General features: G+C 64.7%; 17 protein-coding genes and 1 tRNA gene. 5 read left to right on the top strand and 13 right to left on the bottom strand.

All coding sequences use genetic code 11. The features are described from left to right. Positions 1-12 precede the first annotated feature (12 nt). The 5 genes from B7P44_RS22970 to B7P44_RS36610 form a co-directional block, all read right to left on the bottom strand. Positions 13-708 (bottom strand): thioesterase II family protein, encoded by a 696-nt coding sequence (locus B7P44_RS22970; protein WP_084908283.1) that lies wholly within the window; start codon positions 706-708, stop codon positions 13-15. Between the two features lie 224 nt (positions 709-932). Next, positions 933-1,745 (bottom strand): aldo/keto reductase, encoded by an 813-nt coding sequence (locus B7P44_RS22965; protein WP_084908282.1) that lies wholly within the window; start codon positions 1,743-1,745, stop codon positions 933-935. A 102-nt stretch (positions 1,746-1,847) separates the two neighbouring features. Further along, the gene (locus tag B7P44_RS22960; protein WP_084908281.1) at positions 1,848-2,246 is read right to left on the bottom strand and encodes an ectoine synthase; all 399 of its coding nucleotides are present in this window, start codon (positions 2,244-2,246) and stop codon (positions 1,848-1,850) included. 28 nt (positions 2,247-2,274) lie between these two features. Next, positions 2,275-3,630: an adenylate-forming 2-oxoglutaryl-ACP ligase AmcH gene (locus B7P44_RS22955; RefSeq protein WP_084908280.1), complete on the bottom strand. Its 1,356-nt coding sequence runs from the start codon at positions 3,628-3,630 to the stop codon at positions 2,275-2,277. Positions 3,631-3,828: 198 nt separating this feature from the next. Continuing rightward, the gene (locus B7P44_RS36610; protein WP_133117883.1) at positions 3,829-4,242 is read right to left on the bottom strand and encodes a hypothetical protein; all 414 of its coding nucleotides are present in this window, start codon (positions 4,240-4,242) and stop codon (positions 3,829-3,831) included. A gap of 84 nt (positions 4,243-4,326) precedes the next feature. On the opposite strand from B7P44_RS36610, the gene B7P44_RS22950 reads away from it, so the two are divergent. Next, the gene (locus B7P44_RS22950) at positions 4,327-4,587 is read left to right on the top strand and encodes a cispentacin biosynthesis acyl carrier protein AmcB (RefSeq protein WP_084908279.1); all 261 of its coding nucleotides are present in this window, start codon (positions 4,327-4,329) and stop codon (positions 4,585-4,587) included. Between the two features lie 280 nt (positions 4,588-4,867). Further along, on the top strand, positions 4,868-6,055 hold the full coding sequence (locus B7P44_RS22945) for a multidrug effflux MFS transporter (RefSeq protein ID WP_084908278.1): 1,188 nt from the start codon (positions 4,868-4,870) through the stop codon (positions 6,053-6,055). Positions 6,056-6,146: 91 nt separating this feature from the next. On the opposite strand, the gene B7P44_RS22940 is transcribed toward B7P44_RS22945, so the two are convergent. Then, positions 6,147-7,262: a hypothetical protein gene (locus B7P44_RS22940; protein WP_133117882.1), complete on the bottom strand. Its 1,116-nt coding sequence runs from the start codon at positions 7,260-7,262 to the stop codon at positions 6,147-6,149. Positions 7,263-7,833: 571 nt separating this feature from the next. Between B7P44_RS22940 and B7P44_RS36605 the strand changes: the two genes are divergently transcribed. Next, positions 7,834-8,142 (top strand): hypothetical protein, encoded by a 309-nt coding sequence (locus B7P44_RS36605; RefSeq protein ID WP_133117881.1) that lies wholly within the window; start codon positions 7,834-7,836, stop codon positions 8,140-8,142. Between the two features lie 179 nt (positions 8,143-8,321). After that, positions 8,322-9,437: a D-alanyl-D-alanine endopeptidase gene (gene pbpG / locus B7P44_RS22935; protein WP_084908276.1), complete on the top strand. Its 1,116-nt coding sequence runs from the start codon at positions 8,322-8,324 to the stop codon at positions 9,435-9,437. Here pbpG and B7P44_RS37755 read toward each other — a convergent pair. After that, the gene (locus tag B7P44_RS37755; protein ID WP_265341362.1) at positions 9,424-9,546 is read right to left on the bottom strand and encodes a hypothetical protein; all 123 of its coding nucleotides are present in this window, start codon (positions 9,544-9,546) and stop codon (positions 9,424-9,426) included. The two genes, pbpG and B7P44_RS37755, sit on opposite strands and share 14 nt — an antisense overlap. On the opposite strand from B7P44_RS37755, the gene B7P44_RS22930 reads away from it, so the two are divergent. Beyond that, positions 9,545-10,762, top strand: coding sequence for an MFS transporter (locus tag B7P44_RS22930; protein WP_084908275.1), 1,218 nt, complete (start codon positions 9,545-9,547; stop codon positions 10,760-10,762). The two genes, B7P44_RS37755 and B7P44_RS22930, sit on opposite strands and share 2 nt — an antisense overlap. Before the next feature lie 7 nt (positions 10,763-10,769). Here the strand turns inward: B7P44_RS22930 and B7P44_RS22925 are convergent, their stop codons facing one another. From B7P44_RS22925 to fdhE, 6 genes are all read right to left on the bottom strand, one after another. Beyond that, entirely contained in the window at positions 10,770-12,617 is a 1,848-nt protein-coding gene (locus B7P44_RS22925; protein ID WP_084908274.1) for an autotransporter domain-containing protein, read from the bottom strand. A 106-nt stretch (positions 12,618-12,723) separates the two neighbouring features. Next, entirely contained in the window at positions 12,724-13,695 is a 972-nt protein-coding gene (locus B7P44_RS22920) for an acetyltransferase (RefSeq protein WP_407924043.1), read from the bottom strand. A gap of 346 nt (positions 13,696-14,041) precedes the next feature. After that, a tRNA-Sec gene (locus B7P44_RS22915) sits at positions 14,042-14,137 on the bottom strand. A 20-nt stretch (positions 14,138-14,157) separates the two neighbouring features. Continuing rightward, positions 14,158-16,083 carry a selenocysteine-specific translation elongation factor gene (gene selB / locus B7P44_RS22910; RefSeq protein WP_084909979.1) on the bottom strand — a complete coding sequence of 642 codons (1,926 nt, stop codon included), beginning with the start codon at positions 16,081-16,083 and terminating at the stop codon, positions 14,158-14,160. After that, on the bottom strand, positions 16,080-17,519 hold the full coding sequence (gene selA, locus B7P44_RS22905; protein ID WP_084908272.1) for an L-seryl-tRNA(Sec) selenium transferase: 1,440 nt from the start codon (positions 17,517-17,519) through the stop codon (positions 16,080-16,082). Before selA ends, selB begins: the two co-directional genes overlap by 4 nt. A gap of 24 nt (positions 17,520-17,543) precedes the next feature. Beyond that, the gene (gene fdhE / locus B7P44_RS22900; protein ID WP_193834305.1) at positions 17,544-18,476 is read right to left on the bottom strand and encodes a formate dehydrogenase accessory protein FdhE; all 933 of its coding nucleotides are present in this window, start codon (positions 18,474-18,476) and stop codon (positions 17,544-17,546) included. Positions 18,477-18,508 lie beyond the last annotated feature (32 nt).

Here is an 18,508-nt window from a genome sequence, read left to right as displayed (position 1 = left end):
GCCGGCCGCGCTTCAACGATCGACGAGCTTGTCGAACGCCTCGATGCACGAAGCCACCTGGCTCGCCTGGTCGAAGATGAAATAGTGCTGCCCGTCCAGCCACTTCACCGCCACGGCCCCGGATGTGTAGTCCCGCCATTCCTCGAGCGCGGCCGCGTTCGTCATGTCGTCGTCCCGTCCGGCCAGCGCGAGGACCGGCACGTTGATCTTCGTGTTGCCCGGATCGTAGTCGCGCGACATCTTCTGATCGGCCCGGATGATGGTCAGGAACTGTCTCGACATCGCGAAGTTCAGCCCTCGCGGCACACCGCCGATTTCCTGCAGCGCGTCGAAGAAACGCCGGTCGTCGAGTCCCTCGACGTGCCGGGACCAGGTGGTCGCGTACTTGGGTGCATTGCGGCCGGACGCCACCATGAAGCGCGGCAGGCGCTGCTCGCGCGCCTCCAGGAGCTTGATGACTTCGAAAGCCAGGAGCGCCCCCATGCAATGGCCGTGAATGATGTAGTCGCCGCTCGTCGTATCGATTTGCTCGACCGTCAGCGCCGCGCATTCCGGAATCGAATGTGCGAAGGGCTCGTGCGACCGCTTGCCGCGCCCCGGTATCTCGACGGCAACGACGCGCCCGGCCTGATCCGGAAAGGCTTCGACATAGGAACGGTAATTCGACACGCTACCACCGGCATACGGAAGCAAATAGATGTTGTTCATCGTGAAAGACCTTACCTGTCAGTTTGAATGACGCGTTCCCGTGAGCGCCCGATGTTGGTTCGACGCGCATCCTTCATTTCACGGCAAAGCATGTCCGGATCGAACGTCCCCTGGATAGCCTCCACTACAGAGGAGTCCGACTCATATCCGGCATGAATCGCCCGGTACTTCCCCTGGCCTGCTCGATCAATCACGATCGGCTGTTCCGCCGTCCCGATCGCCCGTCAAGCAGGGTTTCTCGCCTGCACGACGCGTACGCCGGCATTCAATGCGTAGATCCTGTCCATTTCGTCGTCGCTCAGCGCGAAATCGAAAATATCGAGGTTCCGAATCAGATTTTCCGCCTTCGCGGCCTTGGGCACCGCACCGACGCCCTCCTGCTGCATCAGCCAGCGCAAACCGATCTGGGCGGCGGTCCGGCCGTACTTCTCGCCGATCTCGCCGAGCGCGGGTTCGCCGCATAAGCGCCCTTGCGCCAGCGGGCTATGCGCAACCGTGACGAGCCCGGCGTCGTTCGCGCGCTTGACCGCCTCACGTTGATCGAGCAGCGCGTGATATTCGATCTGACTGCAAGCGAGCGGCGTGCCGAAGACCTGCGTGCATTCGTGAATCATCTCCGCGCTGAAATTGCTCACGCCGATGGCGCGCGCCTTGCCCTGCGCGAGCAGGGTCGCCAGCGCGTCGAGCGTTTCCGCAAGCGGCACCTTCTCGCTGGGCCAATGCAGCAGCAGCAGGTCGACGTAATCACAGCGCAGTTTCCGCAGGGAATTTTCAGCGGCGAGCTGCATGAATTTCCGTCTGAAATGCGTCGGCCATACCTTTGTCGTGACGAAGATATCCTCGCGGCTGATCCGCGCGTCGCGAATCGCATCGCCAACCTCTGCCTCGTTGCCGTATGCCTCCGCCGTGTCGAGATGCCGATACCCGAGCTCGAGTGCCTGGCACAGGACGTCGTAGCCCTCGCGCCCCTCGAGCTTGTACGTTCCCAATCCCAAAGCCGGCATCGCTCCGCCACCGCGAAGATGCAAGTACTTCATCTGGCGCTCCAGAGGGATTTCAATGATTGGCCAGGCGCGGGCAATCACCCGTCAGACCGCGCGTTTGGGCGCCCGACCGAATTCCAGGCGTGAATTCCCGGCTTAGTCGGCGTCGACGAGAAGCGGAAACGATCCGTCGGCATCGTGATCTTCCCTTCCGGTCAACGGAGGATTGAAGACGGCGATTGCGCGAAAAAACGTCTTGGTGCGGACGATATGACGTTCATGCTTGTCGAGAACGTACATGTCGCCTTCCTTGATGGTGAAGACTTCGCCCGTCTCCTTGTTCGTCAGCTCGCATTCCCCTTCGAGGCACATCACCGCCTCGATATGATGCTTGTACCAAAGCTCCACTTCCGTCCCGCTGTTGACGGTCGTCATGTTCAGCGAGAAGCCCACGCCATCCTTCGCAAGGATGAAGCGCCTGCTTCGCCACACGCCCGATTCCGCCACGACATCCCGTTCCGTTCCTTCGATGCTCTCGAGTGATCTGATTATCATGGTGTCGGCCCAGTGCTCAACGCGTTCGTTATTTGTGGAAATCGTCCGGCCGCTTCTGGATCAGCCGGTCCGGCACCTCGTGCAGCCGGAGGGACGCCTTCATGAATTTCCTGATCTCGTCCAGGTCCAGTGCCTTGTCGTCCTTGGCCCACACAAGGGTGACCAGCGAATTCTCGTCGCCTTCGATGGTGCGTGCGAACTCGATATCCGGATGCTGTTGCGCAACGCGGTCCACGCTCCTCGCATTCAGCTTCTCGCCCTTGATGATCAGGATGTCCGACTTCCGTGCGACGTAACGGAGATAGCCGCGCGCATCCTTCGTAAACAGGTCGCCGGTCTCCAGGAAGCCGTCATCCGTCGTCGGCTGCCGCGCGATATTTGCGCCGACCTTTCTGCGGCACACCGACGGCGTCTTGACCAGCAGCTGGCCGACCCCTTCGGCATTGGGCGCCACGATCTTCGTCTCGACGCCGTCGAACGCCCGGCCGACGGAGTCGTACGTCTCGGGCGACGAATCATGCGCGGGCAGGACGGACACGCGCGGGCCGGCCTCCGTCAGGCCATAGGTGACATACAGCTCGTTGATGAACGGCTTGCCGAGCAGGCTCGCAACGTCCTCGCGCGTCATACGATCGCCGCCGATGCTCAGCGAGCGCAACGGCGGGAGAACCGCGTCCTTTGCGAGCAGGTCCCGGGCAATCGTCGGCGTGATGCCGCTCACCGTGATCCGCTCGTCGCGGATGACCTCGGCATAGCGTTTCGCGTTGAACGGCGGACCATCGATCTTGAGCTCGCACCCGCTGATCATCGCGCCGATGCTCTGGGTGACCAGTCCATATGTGTGATACATCGGCAGTACGACGAGCTGCCGGTCAGCCGCCGTGATGTTCAGCGTCCGGTTCGTCATGCCCGCGTTGCACGCAAGCGTATCGACACTGTGAACGCAGGCCGTTTGCGATCCGGAAGTCCCGGTGGTCAACAGGAGCACATCAAATGGCTCGTAGGCCGGTGCAATCGCCGCCAGGACCGCGGCATTGAACGTGCCGATCTTGTCGCGGGTTTTCGCTTGAAAGCGGGCCGCCTCGACCTGCGGCCCGACAACGGCCGAGATATTCAACGACTCGCAAAGCGCATGGACAAATGCCGTCTTTGACGACGGCGCGACCGCGCAAGGAACAAGGCCATTCGCAAGTATGGCAACCCAGTGAAACAGGAATTCGGCACTATTGGGCGCGATAATCGCGACAGCGGACCCAGGCTGCAATTTCAGATTTGCATAACCCTTTAATAACAGCTCGTATTTCGGCGGAGCATCACCAAAATCAGAAATTCGCCGCGCAATATCATCAATCCCATCAATAATCATGCTGGCTGCTGCGCTCATTCCGTCTTTTCCTATTTATCTGGAAAGCCACGCAAAAGGGGCGGCCATCTCCGCACCTTTATTTGTCGTCTCAGGTTCTGCAATAGTCGGATTTATTGGCGAACCGATCGTAGCCCGCCCGAACAGCACGAGTCAAGAAATTTCTAAGCTTCCAAGATAACTTCATAAGGGCTCGCGAGCGCGACGACGAGAGTTCAATCAAATGAAACAATTGTCGAATTTAAATATCTCGCCGTGCGCAAACCCGGGGGAACCCGACCGCCACGCCGGATCGATCCATATCGTTTCGAAGCTGACAACACTGCCGGGTTGACTTACCATCCGGAGCAGGAAATACTCGGCACCACAAGAAAGATGAAATGATGACCCCGACATTTCAAGGATTGAAATTTCCGGAAGCCGTCGGCGCCATGCATCTCCATGACGGACGTTGACATATCCGTCATGCGCTCTCGCATCAAGATGTGTAAACCCGAATTTATAATCGCATCCCGTCTCGATCGACACAAAACCGCAACCGAAGTCAAAATAACCCGGGAGTTTGGTACACTTGCCGCGCAACTCGCGCGCCGCTCGTTTTGCGCCGTGAATATCAAATCGACCCGCGGCCATCCCATGCTCGGAATCAGCGCAGCAGGTACGTCACGAAGTTGCACCAGTCAAATGTGAGAGCCCTAGGCATCGAGGAAAAAGATAATGGAAAAAATCGAGAACAGCCTCAAAGACATCCTGATCGAAGATCTCTACGTGGAAGTCGAGAAAGACAAGATTCTTTCAACCCATTCCCTTCGACAGGATCTCGGCGTCGATTCGCTCGGATTCGTCGAATTGAAGGATCAGATCGAGAAGCGGTTCAAGGTCGTCATCGACGACGATGCATTCACGCCGGAGAACTTCTCGACGATTGCCACCCTGGCCAGCCTGATCCATGCGTTGAACGGCGCCAGCGTGCAGTAACGCGGATTGCGCGCCGGCGTTCGCTCGAACGCGCATCCGGCCACTCCCGCATGGCCATCATGGCACGAGGTGCGTCGCCGCACCCCGTACGCCGCAGCTTCGTCACCACCGATCGTGGCGTACGGCCGCTCGACCGGGGCACGCCGGCCAGGCCTTCCCTCTTCCCGAGCCGGCCGACCCGGAGCATCGCCGGCACGATCCGGTCACGCAGCCAGGATGAAGGCCCATCCCGGATTCCGGACGCCCGCTCCGCCACAACCGCCCGCACGGAAGCACGTCCATGACCTTCCAGGAAAAGAAGATATTGTCGTTGATCATACTGCTGGTCGTTCTGAGCCAGATGACGATCGATATCTACTTGCCGTCGGCTCCGGAGATGGTCCATGCGTTCTCCGCCAGCCAGCAGGACATTCAGTTCAGCATCGCCGTTTTCCTGTTCGGATACGGCGGTTCGCAGATCATTTACGGCCCCCTCGCCGACTATCATGGACGCAAGCCGATCCTGCTGTTCGGCCTCGCGCTTTTCCTGCTGTCGTCGATCGGCATCGTGCTGTCGAACCACGTCGTCGTCCTGCAGTGGTTGCGCGCAACGCAGGGGCTCGCGCTGGGCGCCACCAGCGTCTGCGCGCGGGCGATCATGCGCGACACCTTTCAGTCCGCCAAGCTGCCGATCGCTTCCTCCTACATGGCGATGGCCTGGGCGCTGGTCCCGATCCTGGCTCCGGCGGTCGGCGGCTATCTGCAGCTCTACTTCGGCTGGCGCGCGTCGTTCTACCTGCTCATCCTGTTTGGCCTGGCATTGATGCCGTGCATCGGCTTCCAGTTGCCGGAGACGCTGCCCCGGAAAAACACGGACATGCGACTGGCGTCGCTTTACCGATCCTACGGGTCGCTTTTCAGCCACCCCGCCTTCCGCTCGAACGTGATGCTGCTGGCGTTGCTGTTCGGCATCTTCAGTCTGGTCAATGTCGCATGTCCGTTCGTCATCCAGATCAAATACGACCTGACGGCAACCGACTATGGCTGGGCCATGCTGCTCATATCGAGCGGCTACCTGATCGGATCGACCACCAACAATCGAGCGGCCAGACGATTCAACCAGGTCACGATCATCGGCTTCGGCATGAGCATCCTGATCGCGACCGTGACGCTCAACCGGCTGTTGTCGGGGTTCGTCTCGAACGACCTCCTGACGCTCGTTTCCTCTCTGTTCTTCATCTACATGTCGCTCGGCCTGATCTTTCCCAGCAGCCTGTCGTCGTGCCTGAGACCTTTCGTCCACAACGCGGGCAGCGCGAGCGCCATGTATGGGCTGATCGTCTTCTGCGCCGGATTCGCGATCAGCAGCGTGTACGTTTACGGATTCGTCGTGAACCGCGACTCATTGGACTGGGCATTGCTGATCAGCGCGGGGCTGATGCTTGCCTGTTTCCTGTTTTACGTTCGCCCCGCTCAAAAGCTCTCCTGACCGGCGTCGCGGCGAGCCCGGCAACACGGCCCGGTTGCCGGCGCCCGCATCGAGACCGGGCCTCGATGCGGATTGCCGGTCGCACGTCCGCTTACGCGTGAGCGGCTCGCGTGCCGACCGCCGCGATCGCGACACGCGGTGCGATCAGGTAGCGCATGCCGTCGATCGTCCTGATGGTCAGCTCCGGTACGAGCCAGACGTCCGCCACGTCGTTCACGCGGGTGTCGCGACGCAGTTCGGCCAGGTCGGCATCGGCGAGCCGGAAATAAGGCGACAGCAGATTGTCGAGCATGCGCGTGGAAAGACCTTCCTGCCCGACGATCCGGCGCAGGCGATCGAGTGCGAACAGGTCGATCAGGTAGTCGAAGAACATGCCGCGTGCGTCGAAGTCGCCGCAGGTCGCCTCGAGCGGCATCACGAACGGATCGTAGACAAGATGTTCCGACACGTCGACGAACCCGGCGCCGTGAAGCAGGCCGGCGAGTTCGCCGCGCTCGAAGTGCCGGTACGCGTGACCGCACCCGCGGAACTCGTGGATGCACTCCGCATACCAGTCGGCCGTCGGGCTGTTCTCGATGAAATCCTGCAGCACGAAGGTCCCGCCCGCCTTGAGCCGGCGGCCGGCCGCGGCGACAAATGCCGCGCGCGCATCGGGCGGCACGTGATGCGTGCCATAGGCGGATACGCCATAGTCGGCAAACGCGTCTCGCAGGAGCGGCGTGCGCAGGTCGCTGTAGAAAACCAGCCGGCCGTCGTCGTGCGCCTGCCGCACCATCGTGATCGATACATCGTTACCGACGTAGCTGGGCCGGTCCTCGACGAGGCTCTGCATCACGCGATCGAACGTACCGTTGCCGGCCAGCGCGTCGAACAGCACGTGATCCTGCTGCCAGCGACGGCTGCGCTGCAGCAGGCGAGCGAGCGCGAGATAGCCGTGACGACGCGACAGCGCCTTGCCCACGCTCAACTGCTGGCGTCCATAGTGGCCGCCGACGCTTTCGTGAGAAAAGCCGCCGGATTCGATCTTGCGCAGGTCGGACAATATCGCCACGAGGTCCATGTCGCGCATTCTGTCGAAATCGACATAACGCGACGCGTGCGGAAATCGGGCCTCCATTTCGACAAGGATGTGCGAATACGAATCGCCTTCTTCGGTGATTTCCGTTGAATTGAATGCGTCGTTGTCGGCCACAGCAGTAAGCGTCATACATATTCTCCGAATGAACATGCAAAACCGGCTATTTGTGAGTTTGATCAGAGACTGATCATGGAAGAAACAACTGCCACGCTGAAAAGGAAGATCGTCAATCATGATCCGACGCATGCACGGGGCGGCGCGAACGCCGGCGTTGTCACGCCGGGCGCCGCGAGTCCGGCGAATACCATGCGAAACCCGTGCAGGGACCGCGTGCCGCCGATGCCGCGCCGCGCGCTATCGGCCTGCGCCGAGTCATCGGAGCTGCGAAACGTGTCGCCCGGGTCCGCCGCTCAAGCGTTGATGCGATCGCGCGCGGCAAGGTACGCGTCGATGCGAGGGAGGAATTCGGTGCGTGCTGAAAGGAGTAACGACCCGGTCATGCGCGCACAAAGCGACACCCCGCTTCGCCCATGACCGTTTTCATTTGATAGTGTTGACCTGCACGCGTACATACAACGTGTCCCCTCGGAATGTTGTAGTCAATCTCGTGTTTGGTATGCGAGCGCGACGTCAAATCAGCCACTGGCAGCTACCGCGTCCGTTACCGCGACAGCCTGGCCCCGTACCGGCGCCTGGTTGAATGCCCCCGACTCCGACTGCGCCGATTCCTTCTTCTTCTCATCCGCTTTCAGATATCGCGCCGGTATTCGCCACGCTCAGGCTCGCTTGCTGTTTCAACCACTTTTGCATCTTTTCGCACATCGGCCATGCTTCGATGAAACAGTTGTCAAGCGCGTTGATTTTTACATGGCTTATTCCAAATAAGCAAGTTCATTGCAGCGTCATTCATAAGCACAAGCAAGCCCGCCGGTTTATTTACGCCGACGAAACGATATCCTGGAATATTTCGGCACAAGGCATTTCGAATTTACCGGATCAGCATGAATGACGGTAACAATCGCACGTACCGCATGGCGCCGCCTGCGCGGCGAACCGGCCGCCCGGATGCTGGAAATTGCCGATTGAACTTAATGATCCGGGTTAAATGACAGCCCTATCTGATTGTATTTGCTTGTCTAAATCATCTTCCATATAATCGATCAACATTCAATCCGAATACAGGGCCTCATGAAAGCGAAACGCCAGTCACGCTGGCGCCTGGGCGGTGGAACCGTCCTGCGCGCCCCGCACCGAAGCATCGTGCCCATTGCTGTCGCATGCCTGCTCGCTTTCACCTGGCCCGCCGCCCACGCGGCATCGAAATCGAAGTCGCACGCCACGACGGCTCCGGTCGCTCACAAGAACCCGGCCCGTGCGAAACCGCTCCCTGCCACGACGGTCAAGCGCGCGGCCACGCGACACGGTGGCCGCGCCGGCACGCACAAGGCTTCCGGCGCGATCCGCAAGGTGGCGTTCTCGCCGCGCCGCGCGCCGGAAGCGCGTTCGTTCGAGCTGACACCGTCGCCGCGATCGCTGGCCTTGCGCTCGAACAACGTGCTGATGGTCGACGACACTACCGGCGAGACGCTGTTCGACAAGAACGCGCAAGCGGTCGTGCCGATCGCGTCGGTCACGAAGCTGATGACCGCCATGGTCGTGCTCGACGCGAACGCGCCGCTCGACGAACCGATTCAGGTGACGGAAGACGACCGCGACTACGAGAAATTCACCGGCTCGCGCCTGTCGGTCGGCTCGACCCTGAGCCGCTCGGACATGCTTCACATCGCGCTGATGTCGTCCGAGAACCGCGCCGCGGCAGCGTTGTCCCGATACTACCCGGGCGGCCGGGCCGCCTTCATCGACGCGATGAACCGCAAGGCCAGCGCGCTCGGGATGACGAACACGCATTTCGAGAATCCGGCCGGCCTGTCGAAAAACAATGTGTCGACCGCGCGCGATCTCGCGAAGATGGTCGGCGCCGCGTACCAGTACCCGCTGATTCGCGAGTATTCGACCGATGCCAATTACGCAGTCGATACCGGGCGCGGCATCCTGAGGTACCGCAGCACCAACATCCTGCTGCGCGATCCCAGCTGGAACATCGATGTGCAGAAGACCGGCTTCATCAACGAATCGGGCATCTGCCTCGTGATGCGCGTGACGATCGAAGGACGGCCGATCACGATGGTCCTGCTCGACTCGTCGGGCAAGCACTCCGATTTCGTCGACGCGGCCCGCCTGCGGACCATGGTCATGTCGGGCGAGACCCGCCTCACCGCAGCCGGCGCGGTCAGCGGCAGCTAGCCGTTCCCGCGCGCGGCAGCTTGCCCTGCCGCCGCGCGTCCTTCACGCCCGACGGCTCGCGCGCCATTCGACCCACCTGGCGCGCGGCCGCGCTCTCGTCGTTCCTCATGGACACCTCGCGACCGGCCGGCAACTGCGAATTCCCGTTTTCCGCGCTACGCGTGACGACGCTCTCGCTCGATTACGCGAAAGGCTTCATGCTGCCGCTGCTCGTCTATCAGCAGAGCGGCGGAAGCACGCTCGCCGTCGGCATTGCCTACTTCGTCGAATTCATGCCGCGCGCGCTGCTGTCGCCCATCTTCGGCTCGATCATCGATCGCAGCGTCGGCAAGCGGCTCGTGTTCGCCGTCGAAGCGCTCCGTCTCGTCTTGATGCTCGCGTGGATGCTGCTCGGCAAAACCCATTTCGGCTGGATGCTGTCGAGCGTCGTCTCGCTGCTTTCCGGCATGTCGCTCGTCTACTACGAGGCGACCGCTGCGCAACGGCTCTCTCCGGAATCACTGCAGCGATTCCAGACGCGCTCGCAGTTGCTCGAGCCGCTCGCGCGGCTCATCGGGCCCGGCGTCGCCGCGCTCGCGTTCTCGCATCTTTCCCCGCGCGCGGCGATCGGCGTCCTCGCGCTCGGCTACGGCCTGCTGCTGGCGGGATCGATCGCGTGGCGGCCGGCGACGACGCGTGTCTTCGCCACCGTCACGGGCCGCTGGACGCTGGCGTCCGAATGGCGCCGCTTCGCGGCGCTCGCGCAGAATACGAAACTGCTGGTGCTCACGTTCGCGGCCGGCCTGCTGAACGTGTTCTTCGGCGTGTTCCAGTCGCTGATCGCGCCGACGATGATCGGCCTCTACGGCCTGCCGGTCGCGTACAGCGCGATGCCGAGCTTCGTCGGCGGCGCCATCTCGTTCGTGCTGTGCTTCCTGATCCCGCGCGTGTCGAAGAATCTGTCTCCGGCGGATTTCGGCACGCTCGGCACGCTGTGCCTCGTCGCGGCGGCCGTCGTGGCGGCGGTCAACCTTGGGCCCTGGCCGTTCTGTCTTGCGTTCGGGCTACTGATCGTCGGCAGCGCGCTATACGGGATTTTCTTCCGCCACATGCGCTACGAACTGATTCCGGAGCATCAGCTCGCACAGGGCATCGGCGCGACCACCTCGGTCACGACCGCGTTCCTCCCCGTCGCCGGGCTCGTGACCGCGGCGACCACCGACTATCCGTCCGTGCTCGTCATCGGAACCATCGGGATCGTCGTCGCCGCCGCGCTCTATGGGTCGATCCGCTTCGCCGCGGGCGCGCGCGCCGCCGGCGACCCGCTCGCGCCCACCGACTCGTGACGCACGCTCAGAACGTCGCGCCGAGCGTCGCGAACAGATTGTAGGCGCGACGCTGCGCATTGCCGACGTCGGCCTGCACGCCCAGCTTGCCGCGCCACGTGCGGGTCGCCTGGATGCTCGCCGAGATCGACAGTCGTCCGTAGGTCGCGCGGGTGCCGTCGACCATCGTGTTGATCGGCAACTCCGGCGCGTAGCGCTGGGACGTGACGAGCGTCCGGTCGTTGAACGCGTCGTGACGCAGCGTCGCCTCGGCGCTCAGTTCGCCGCCCCGCAGCCCCGCGATCGCGAGCGGCGCCACGATGCGCATGCCCGCTCCACCGCTCACGCCCTTCAGCCGCTGCATGCCGACGTTCTGCACGAGGAGCGCGTCGCCATTTTCCGTATAGCCGCGGGTGACGAGCTGCGTATAGCCCAGGTCGGCGACGGGGCCGACGTCGACCATGCCGAACGGGTACAGGTAACCGACCTTGACGATGCCGCCGAAGTCGAATCCGTTTGTATTCGCGCTGATCGACTGCGGCAGGACGCCCGCGCGATCGAACCGGTAAGTCTCCCACCCCGCGCCGAAATAGGCGCGCGCGAACAGCCCGGCGCGATCGAACGCGTGATAGATGCCGAGCCGGTACGAATGGAGCCCGAGCGTGCCCTGCCCGCCCGCAACCGATGCGTTCGCATTGCCGCTCGAGAACAGCGCGCCGAACCGCGACGCGCCGGACAGCCGGTATTCGGCGCCGAGCGAGAACGTCTCCACGGTGCTGCCGAATTCGTCGATGCCGGCCGCCGCGCCGTGGAAGCTGCGCGTATATCCGCCGTCGGCGAACACCGACAGGCGGTCCGATACGGCAACGCGCGCCGGGCCGGCGGGACCGCCGTCGGCGCTCATCAGCGCCTGCAGCGCGCTCGCCCGCGCGACATCGAGGCCCATTTCCGGCGCAACCGCGATCGCGGCCGGCGCGTTGAGCTGGTTGGCGATATACCGCGCGATGAACGCATGGGCACGCGTCATCATGTGCGTGCCGTCCGCGGTCAGATACGTGTTCTGCACCTCGACGGAGCCCGTCTTGCACGCCGCCACGTTGCGGCACTGGACCTCCGGCGTCTCGTTCAGCCCGTACGCGGACGGATTCGCGCGCATCTGGTTCAGCAGTCCCGCCACGTCGAACAGATGGATGTTCACGCCCTGCCGCGCGAACTGGACGAGATCTCCCGGCAGCTTGCCGTTGTAGTCGACGTAACCGGGCCGCGTGCCGGCGGCGTCGTTCAGGTTCAGGATGACAAATTGACGGCCGCCCGCGTCGATCAGGCGCTGCATCTGCGCATTGACGTTCGACAGCGTGTAGGCGCTCATTTCCGCGATATTGGTCGGCCTGGGCACGCCGAGAAACGGCTCGATGCCGTTCAGGCTCGCCTTCGTCAAGTCCTGGTCGTTCGTTCCGATCCAGATGCCGACCAGATCGTCGGACCGCAGATGCGGATGGGCGCTCAGCAATTCGTCGACCTGATCGGTGAAGCCCGGCAGATTTCGCCAGGTCGGCCGGTTGGGCGCGATGTTCAAGTAACCGCCATGACCGCTCAACGCGCCGTTGATCGCGTAATCGTGGTCGGCCGCGAAGTTCGCGCCGATGAGGCTCGGCAGATAGTCCGCCCAGACCGGCCCGTTCGACGACCGGCCGTCGCGGAAGATCGTCGACGTCGCGTTCGGCAGGATGCCGGTCAGCCTGACGACACGGCCGTTGTCGGTCAGGCTGTCGCCCAGCGCGTAGAACGCGTATGCATGGGCCGCGGCCGGCGCCGCGAGCACGGCCCCAAGGATGACCGCCCGGAGCGATCGCAGGATCGGACTGTTGATTTTCATGTGGCGGAACGCCGTCTCTCAATATTGAAATGATGTGCGCGGGCAGCGCGCGAACTCGCCGCACGCGCTCGGAAGCGCGGTGTTCCGCGCTGGAGGATCTCGCCGTTCAGTCGGCGAATGCAGCCTTGAAACTGGCCGCGAAGCGGTCGACGTCGACCTCGGGAAGATGATTGATGCCCGCCGCGAGCCGGCGGCCGCCGCCCGTGTCGAACGACCGGCAGAAGTCGTCCGCGCCGAGCGGGCGGCAGGCCGGCACGCGGACGCTGACCACATAGCCGCCGCCGCGCCGTGGACTCAGGATGGCGAGCGCGCGCGCCGGGCCGAGCTGCGTCAGTTCGTTCGCGAGCACGCCGCTCACGCGGCGCGCCCAGCGTTCGTCGGGCAGCACGAGCATTGCCGCGCCGGGCATGTCGAATTCGGGGGACACGGCGCGCGCCGCCTGCAGGTCGTCGCGATATCCATCCGCCAACACCGGCAACATGCCGGAATCCGCGATGAACGCGAGCGGATCTGCGTGCGGCAACATCGCGTCCGCCAGCACCTGGGGCGGGTAGAACAGATCGTCGATATCCTCGCCGTACGCGTTGTAGTTCAGACAGCGGCCAAGCAGCGCGAGCGCGTCGACGACCTCGGGCGCGAGGCCCTGCTCGCGCCCGAGCGCCTGCCCGACGGCCGGCAGCGAGTCGCCGAATGCGGCCGCCACGGCCCATTTCACGTAACGTCCGTCGACATGGCGATTCACCAGCGTACTGGTGCAGACATCGGGCGCGGTATCGATATGCGACTCGAAGCGCGGGTGCGCCGGCAAGTCGCCCGCGTAGTGGTGATCGAAGTAGCGCACCGTAGCGCCGGCGCTCAGGAGGCGCTCGACGTCGGCGCGGTTTCTGTCATGCGACAGATCGAGCACGGTCACGCGACAGTCGGGGCCGGCTTCGACGCGCGACAACAGCTGGATGTCGCGCTTCACGCCGGTCACGAGCGCAGCGCCCGCGCCCTCGCTCAGACGTAGTTGCTGCAACGCGCAGAGACCGTCCGCGTCGCCGTTGAAAACGAAGATATCTTTCGCCGAATTACGGATCGCATCCTTCGCCTCGGCATCGGCATGCGTGCTGGACGCATCCCGAGGTATCGGCGTGAAATCGTTCGCTGCCACGTCGCCCTCTTCATTATTCAAATATTATTTGATCGACCTGCCGATTCACTGATCAGCATGCTTTTAACCCGAGTCGGGTTGCGAGGTCAATGCGTTTTCCGTGACGGTATCGCGTGATTCAGAAAAACGGATGCTGAACGGATGCTGCGCGTGGTTGGCCCGGCGACCGGGCCTTCGAAATCGCGACGATGCGATGCGTGACGCAATTGAATGATTTCGCGCCCGCTTCAATAAGCGTGAAATTTCGCGGTCGCGAAATCCTGAAGCGTTATGGCGGAAAGCAGCAGGAGTCGAACCTACCTAGGAGCGTCTGACACCCCTAACTGGATTTGAAGTCCAGCCGTACCACCGGATACGAATGCCTTCCCTGGGGAAAAAAACAGATACCTACGCCGTCGTATCGAGCCAGCCGCTATCAGGGCGCAGGAAGTGAAGATCGCGGTGGAAGCGAGTATACCCAACCCGATCGAAGAATTCGAGGATCTGGATCGCACGCTTGCGGCCAAGCCCCGTCGCATCGCGGAACGTCGCGGCATCGACGCCACTCGCGCGCGCCTGCGCGAGCTGCCCGACGAGCACGGCAAGTTCCCGCACCACGTCCGCGTGATAGAACAGGTCGCGCACGACCTGATGCACGTCGCCGCGCCGCGCGAGCTTGCGCAACAGCGCGCGCACCGCATCCTCGGCCGCGCCGGTCGTGCCGGCGAGATCGCGCACCCACGGCGGATCGAAGCGCCCGGCCCGCACGAGCGGCAACAGCGTCTGCGCGAGCGCCTCCTCGCGCGCATCCAGGCTCACCGCATGCGACGGCAGATGCAGCCAAGGGCCGCTTCGCGCCGCTTCGCCGCCGTCGACCAGCGCGTCGACGAGCGCACGCCACAGCACGTCGTCGACGAGCGGCGCCGCCATCCGGCGCAAACGCGCCGCATCGAGGCCCTGCTCGTCGGGCACGCGCTCGTGATACGCACGCAGCGTGTCGAGCGTTTTCGCCTGCAGCGCACGCCAGTGCTCGCGCGCGATCACCCAGCCGTCGTTCGCCGCCGGGCCGTGCTGGCCGATCGCCAGCGCGGCGTCGGGCAACGTCAGCGCCTCAGGCGCGAAACCGGTCAGGTGCGTGAGCGTCGCGCGCGCAAGGCCGAGCGGCGCCTGCGCGAGCAGCGCGTCGAGCCGCCCTTCGTCGAGCCACACCGCGAGCGCGTCGAGCCACGCGCGGCGCGCGGGCGTGCGGCGCTTGCGTGCAGGCCCGAACGGATCGAGCACGCGGCCGCCGCCGACCGTGCGCGTCGCTTGCGGATTGCGCACGATGTAGCGGTCGCCCGGCAGCGCGAACACCGGCTCGTCGAACACCAGTTGCGCGCGCATCCGCTGGCCCGCCGCGAGCGATTCGCCGTCGAGCAGCGCGACGTGCGCGACGCGATGCAGCGTGCCGAGATGCACGTGCAGCGGCGCCCAGTGCGTGAGCGTCAATCCTGCATCCGCGAGCAGCGTCAGCTCGACGTCGATACGCGGCGACGTCGCGACGAGCCGCGCGTCCGCGATCGTGTCGCCGCGCTCGATGTCGGCCTTGTCGATGCCCGCGAGATTCAGCGCGCACCGCTCGCCCGCGTGTCCGACGTCGACCGGCCGGTTCTGCGCGTGAATGCTGCGCACGCGCGCCGCGCGGCCGGTGCGCACGATCGCGAGCGTCTCGCCGGTGTTCGCATGACCGGCGAACGCGGTGCCGGTCACGACCGTGCCCTGCCCCGCCAGCGTGAACACGCGGTCGACCGCAAGCCGGAACAGCCCGTCGTCGCGGCGCGCGCGCCAGGCGATCGCCGCATCGGAAAGATGACGCTTGAGCGCCGCGACGCCGGCGTCGGCCGCATCGGTCGCGCAGGTTTCGAAGACAGGCGCTTCGGCGAGCGTCGATTCGTGCAGCCATGCGGCGATCTCGTCGCGCACCTGCGCACGCCGCGCGTCGTCGACGCGATCGCCTTTCGTCAGCGCGATCGCGCCGTGGCTGACGCCGAGCAGTTGCAGGATCGCGAGATGCTCGCGCGTCTGCGGCATCACGCCGTCGTCGGCGGCGATCACGAGCAGCGCGAAGTCGATCCCGCACGCGCCGGCCGCCATCGTATGGATCAGCTTTTCGTGTCCGGGCACGTCGATCAGGCCGAGCACGTCGCCGTTGTCGAGCGGCGTATACGCATACCCGAGCTCGATCGAGATGCCGCGCGCCTTCTCTTCCTTCAGGCGATCGGTGTCGACGCCGGTCAGCGCGCGCACCAGCGTCGTCTTGCCGTGATCGATGTGCCCCGCGGTGCCGACGATCATGCCGACGGCTCCGCGCTGCGCGCGCATTGCGCGACGAACTCCGCCTCGTCGGCGGCTTCGAGGCAGCGCAAATCGAGCCGCAGCGCGCCGTCGGCGATGCGCCCGAGCACCGGGCGCGGCCATCCGCGCAGCCGCTTCTCGAGCTGCGCGAGCGCGCGGCCGCCGCGCTTGCCGTCCGGCGTGCGCACGACGAGCCCGGCGCTCGGCAACTGATCGACCGGCAGCGCGCCGCTGCCGATCTGGCTGAACATCGGTTCGACGCTGACCGCGTAGCCGCTGCCGAGCGCCGCCTGCAGCGCCGGCTGCACGCGCGCGGCCGCCGCGGCGATCTCCGCTTGCGGGCGCGTCAGCAGGCGCAGCGTGGTCAGCCGTTCGCGCAGGAATTCCGGTGCCTGGTACAGGCGCAGCACGGGTTCGAGCGCGGCGAGCGTCAGCTTGCCGACGCGCAGCGCGCGCTTGAGCGGATGCTTCTTGATCTTGCCGATCAGCGCGCGGTCGCCGACGATCAGGCCGGCCTGCGGCCCGCCGAGCAGCTTGTCGCCGCTGAACGTGACAACGTTTGCTCCACCGGCCACGGTTTCGCGCACCGTGGTCTCGCGAGGCAGCCCCCATTGCGTGAGGTCCGCGAGCGTGCCGCTGCCGAGATCGACGGCGACCGGCAGCCCGTGCTCGCGCGCGAGCGGCGCGAGTTCGGGCAACGTCACTTCCTTCGTGAAGCCGGTGATCGCATAGTTGCTGCAATGCACCTTCATCAGCAGCGCGGTGCGCGGGCCGATCGCCTCCGCGTAGTCGCGCAGATGCGTGCGGTTGGTCGTGCCGACTTCGCGCAGCCGCGCGCCGGCGCGGCTCATGATGTCGGGAATGCGGAACGCGCCGCCGATCTCGACCAGTTCGCCGCGCGACACGATCACCTCGCGCTTCGGCGCGAGCGCCGACAGCGTCAGCAGCACCGCGGCCGCGTTGTTGTTGACGACGGTCGCCGCCTCGGCGCCCGTCAGTTCGCACAACAGATCGTCGATCAGGTCGTCGCGGTCGCCACGGCGGCCCGTCGCGAGGTCGAACTCGAGATTCAGCGGCTGCGTGAGCGCGGCGACCACCGCGCGCACCGCGTCGTCGGGCAGCAGCGCGCGGCCGAGATTCGTGTGCAGCACGGTGCCCGTCAGGTTGAACACCGTGCGCACCGCGCCGGCGCTTTGCGCGGCCAGCGTCCGCGCGACGGCCGCGGCAATGCGCGTTTCGTCGAGCGGCTCGGCCGCCGCCGGATCATGCTGCGCCGCGGTGCGCCAGCGCTCGAGTTCCGCGCGCACCGCCTGCAGCACGCGCGTGCGGCCGTATTCGTCCAGCACCGGCTGGAGCGGCGCCGACGACAGCACGCGCTCGACGGACGGCACGCGCGCCAGCAGCGCGTTCAGCTCGTTGAGGCCTGGTTCAGTCACGTGGGGTGGACTCCATGCAAAGCTTCAACCTTCGCGCGGCGCTTCCGGCCACAGCAACGGGTTCGGCGAACTGCGCTGGTAGCCGGCCTCGTTCATCAGCAGGTCGAGCGTGAGGCTCGCGAGATCGTCCGCGAGCGGCTCGAAGTCGTAGTCCTTGTTCTGGTAGCCGATCTTGCGGTACGTCTTGCATTCGTCGCACGATTCGGCCTTCACGGCTTCGCTGCCGCCCTCGATGCCGTGATACGCGATGCCCTTGGTCGAATCGCAGTGCGTGCACTTGGTGCGCACCATGTGCCATTCGGTCGTGCACAGCCCGCATTGCAGGAACCGGTAGCCCTCGTACTGGCCGCCGACGCGCACCACGCTCGCGACCGGGTGCGTGCCGCACACCGGGCACAGCCCCGGCTGGTCGAGGAACGGCACGTCGGCCGGCTGCGTGCGGGTCGCGAGGTCGGTCCAGACCACCTGCAGCGCGGCCATCAGGAACGGTGCGGTAGCCGGGTCGACTTCGGCGAAGCGCAGTGCGAGGATCGCGTCGGCGTGTGCGTCGAGCTCGGCCGGCGCCATCAGGCGGAGACGGTCGAGCAGCTTCGCGAGCGGCGGATTGACCAGCCCGGCGCCTTCGACGCGGTCGAGCAGTTCATGCAGCACGGCCCGCCATTGCGGATCGCGCTCGCCGCCGAGCGCCGGCGCGAGCGGCATCGAATGCTGCTGCGCGCGCGCGATCGCGTCCTGCGACGGCATCTGCACGGCGAAGTCCTGCAGCACCGCGTGCTGCGCGTCGGCGACCACCGCCATCAGCCGCAGGTAGCCGCTGATCGGGTTCAGGTCGGCGAGCTGGCGCAGGCGCGCGGCGCGCGCGGAGAAAACCGTTGCGCGTTCCGGCAGGCGGAAGCGCGGGATCGCCGAATGATCGAGCGCCGAGATTTCATTCGGTTCGAGAATGCGTTGTGTCACGAGTGTGTTGTCCAAAAAAACAAGCGCCGACG

The organism is Burkholderia ubonensis subsp. mesacidophila, from assembly GCF_002097715.1.
Lineage (GTDB): Bacteria > Pseudomonadota > Gammaproteobacteria > Burkholderiales > Burkholderiaceae > Burkholderia > Burkholderia mesacidophila.
Note: the sequence above shows the minus strand (reverse complement) of the source record. Positions and strands in the feature narration are given on the sequence as shown.

Bases quoted from the DNA above. Each gene is read 5' to 3' on its own strand.
- B7P44_RS22970 (WP_084908283.1), bottom strand. From the start codon at position 708: ATGAACAACATCTATTTGCTTCCGTATGCCGGTGGTAGCGTGTCGAAT.
- B7P44_RS22965 (WP_084908282.1), bottom strand. From the start codon at position 1,745: ATGAAGTACTTGCATCTTCGCGGTGGCGGAGCGATGCCGGCTTTGGGA.
- B7P44_RS22960 (WP_084908281.1), bottom strand. From the start codon at position 2,246: ATGATAATCAGATCACTCGAGAGCATCGAAGGAACGGAACGGGATGTC.
- B7P44_RS22955 (WP_084908280.1), bottom strand. From the start codon at position 3,630: ATGAGCGCAGCAGCCAGCATGATTATTGATGGGATTGATGATATTGCG.
- B7P44_RS36610 (WP_133117883.1), bottom strand. From the start codon at position 4,242: ATGGCCGCGGGTCGATTTGATATTCACGGCGCAAAACGAGCGGCGCGC.
- B7P44_RS22950 (WP_084908279.1), top strand. From the start codon at position 4,327: ATGGAAAAAATCGAGAACAGCCTCAAAGACATCCTGATCGAAGATCTC.
- B7P44_RS22945 (WP_084908278.1), top strand. From the start codon at position 4,868: ATGACCTTCCAGGAAAAGAAGATATTGTCGTTGATCATACTGCTGGTC.
- B7P44_RS22940 (WP_133117882.1), bottom strand. From the start codon at position 7,262: ATGACGCTTACTGCTGTGGCCGACAACGACGCATTCAATTCAACGGAA.
- B7P44_RS36605 (WP_133117881.1), top strand. From the start codon at position 7,834: ATGCCCCCGACTCCGACTGCGCCGATTCCTTCTTCTTCTCATCCGCTT.
- pbpG (WP_084908276.1), top strand. From the start codon at position 8,322: ATGAAAGCGAAACGCCAGTCACGCTGGCGCCTGGGCGGTGGAACCGTC.
- B7P44_RS22930 (WP_084908275.1), top strand. From the start codon at position 9,545: ATGGACACCTCGCGACCGGCCGGCAACTGCGAATTCCCGTTTTCCGCG.
- B7P44_RS37755 (WP_265341362.1), bottom strand. From the start codon at position 9,546: ATGAGGAACGACGAGAGCGCGGCCGCGCGCCAGGTGGGTCGAATGGCG.
- B7P44_RS22925 (WP_084908274.1), bottom strand. From the start codon at position 12,617: ATGAAAATCAACAGTCCGATCCTGCGATCGCTCCGGGCGGTCATCCTT.
- selB (WP_084909979.1), bottom strand. From the start codon at position 16,083: ATGATCGTCGGCACCGCGGGGCACATCGATCACGGCAAGACGACGCTG.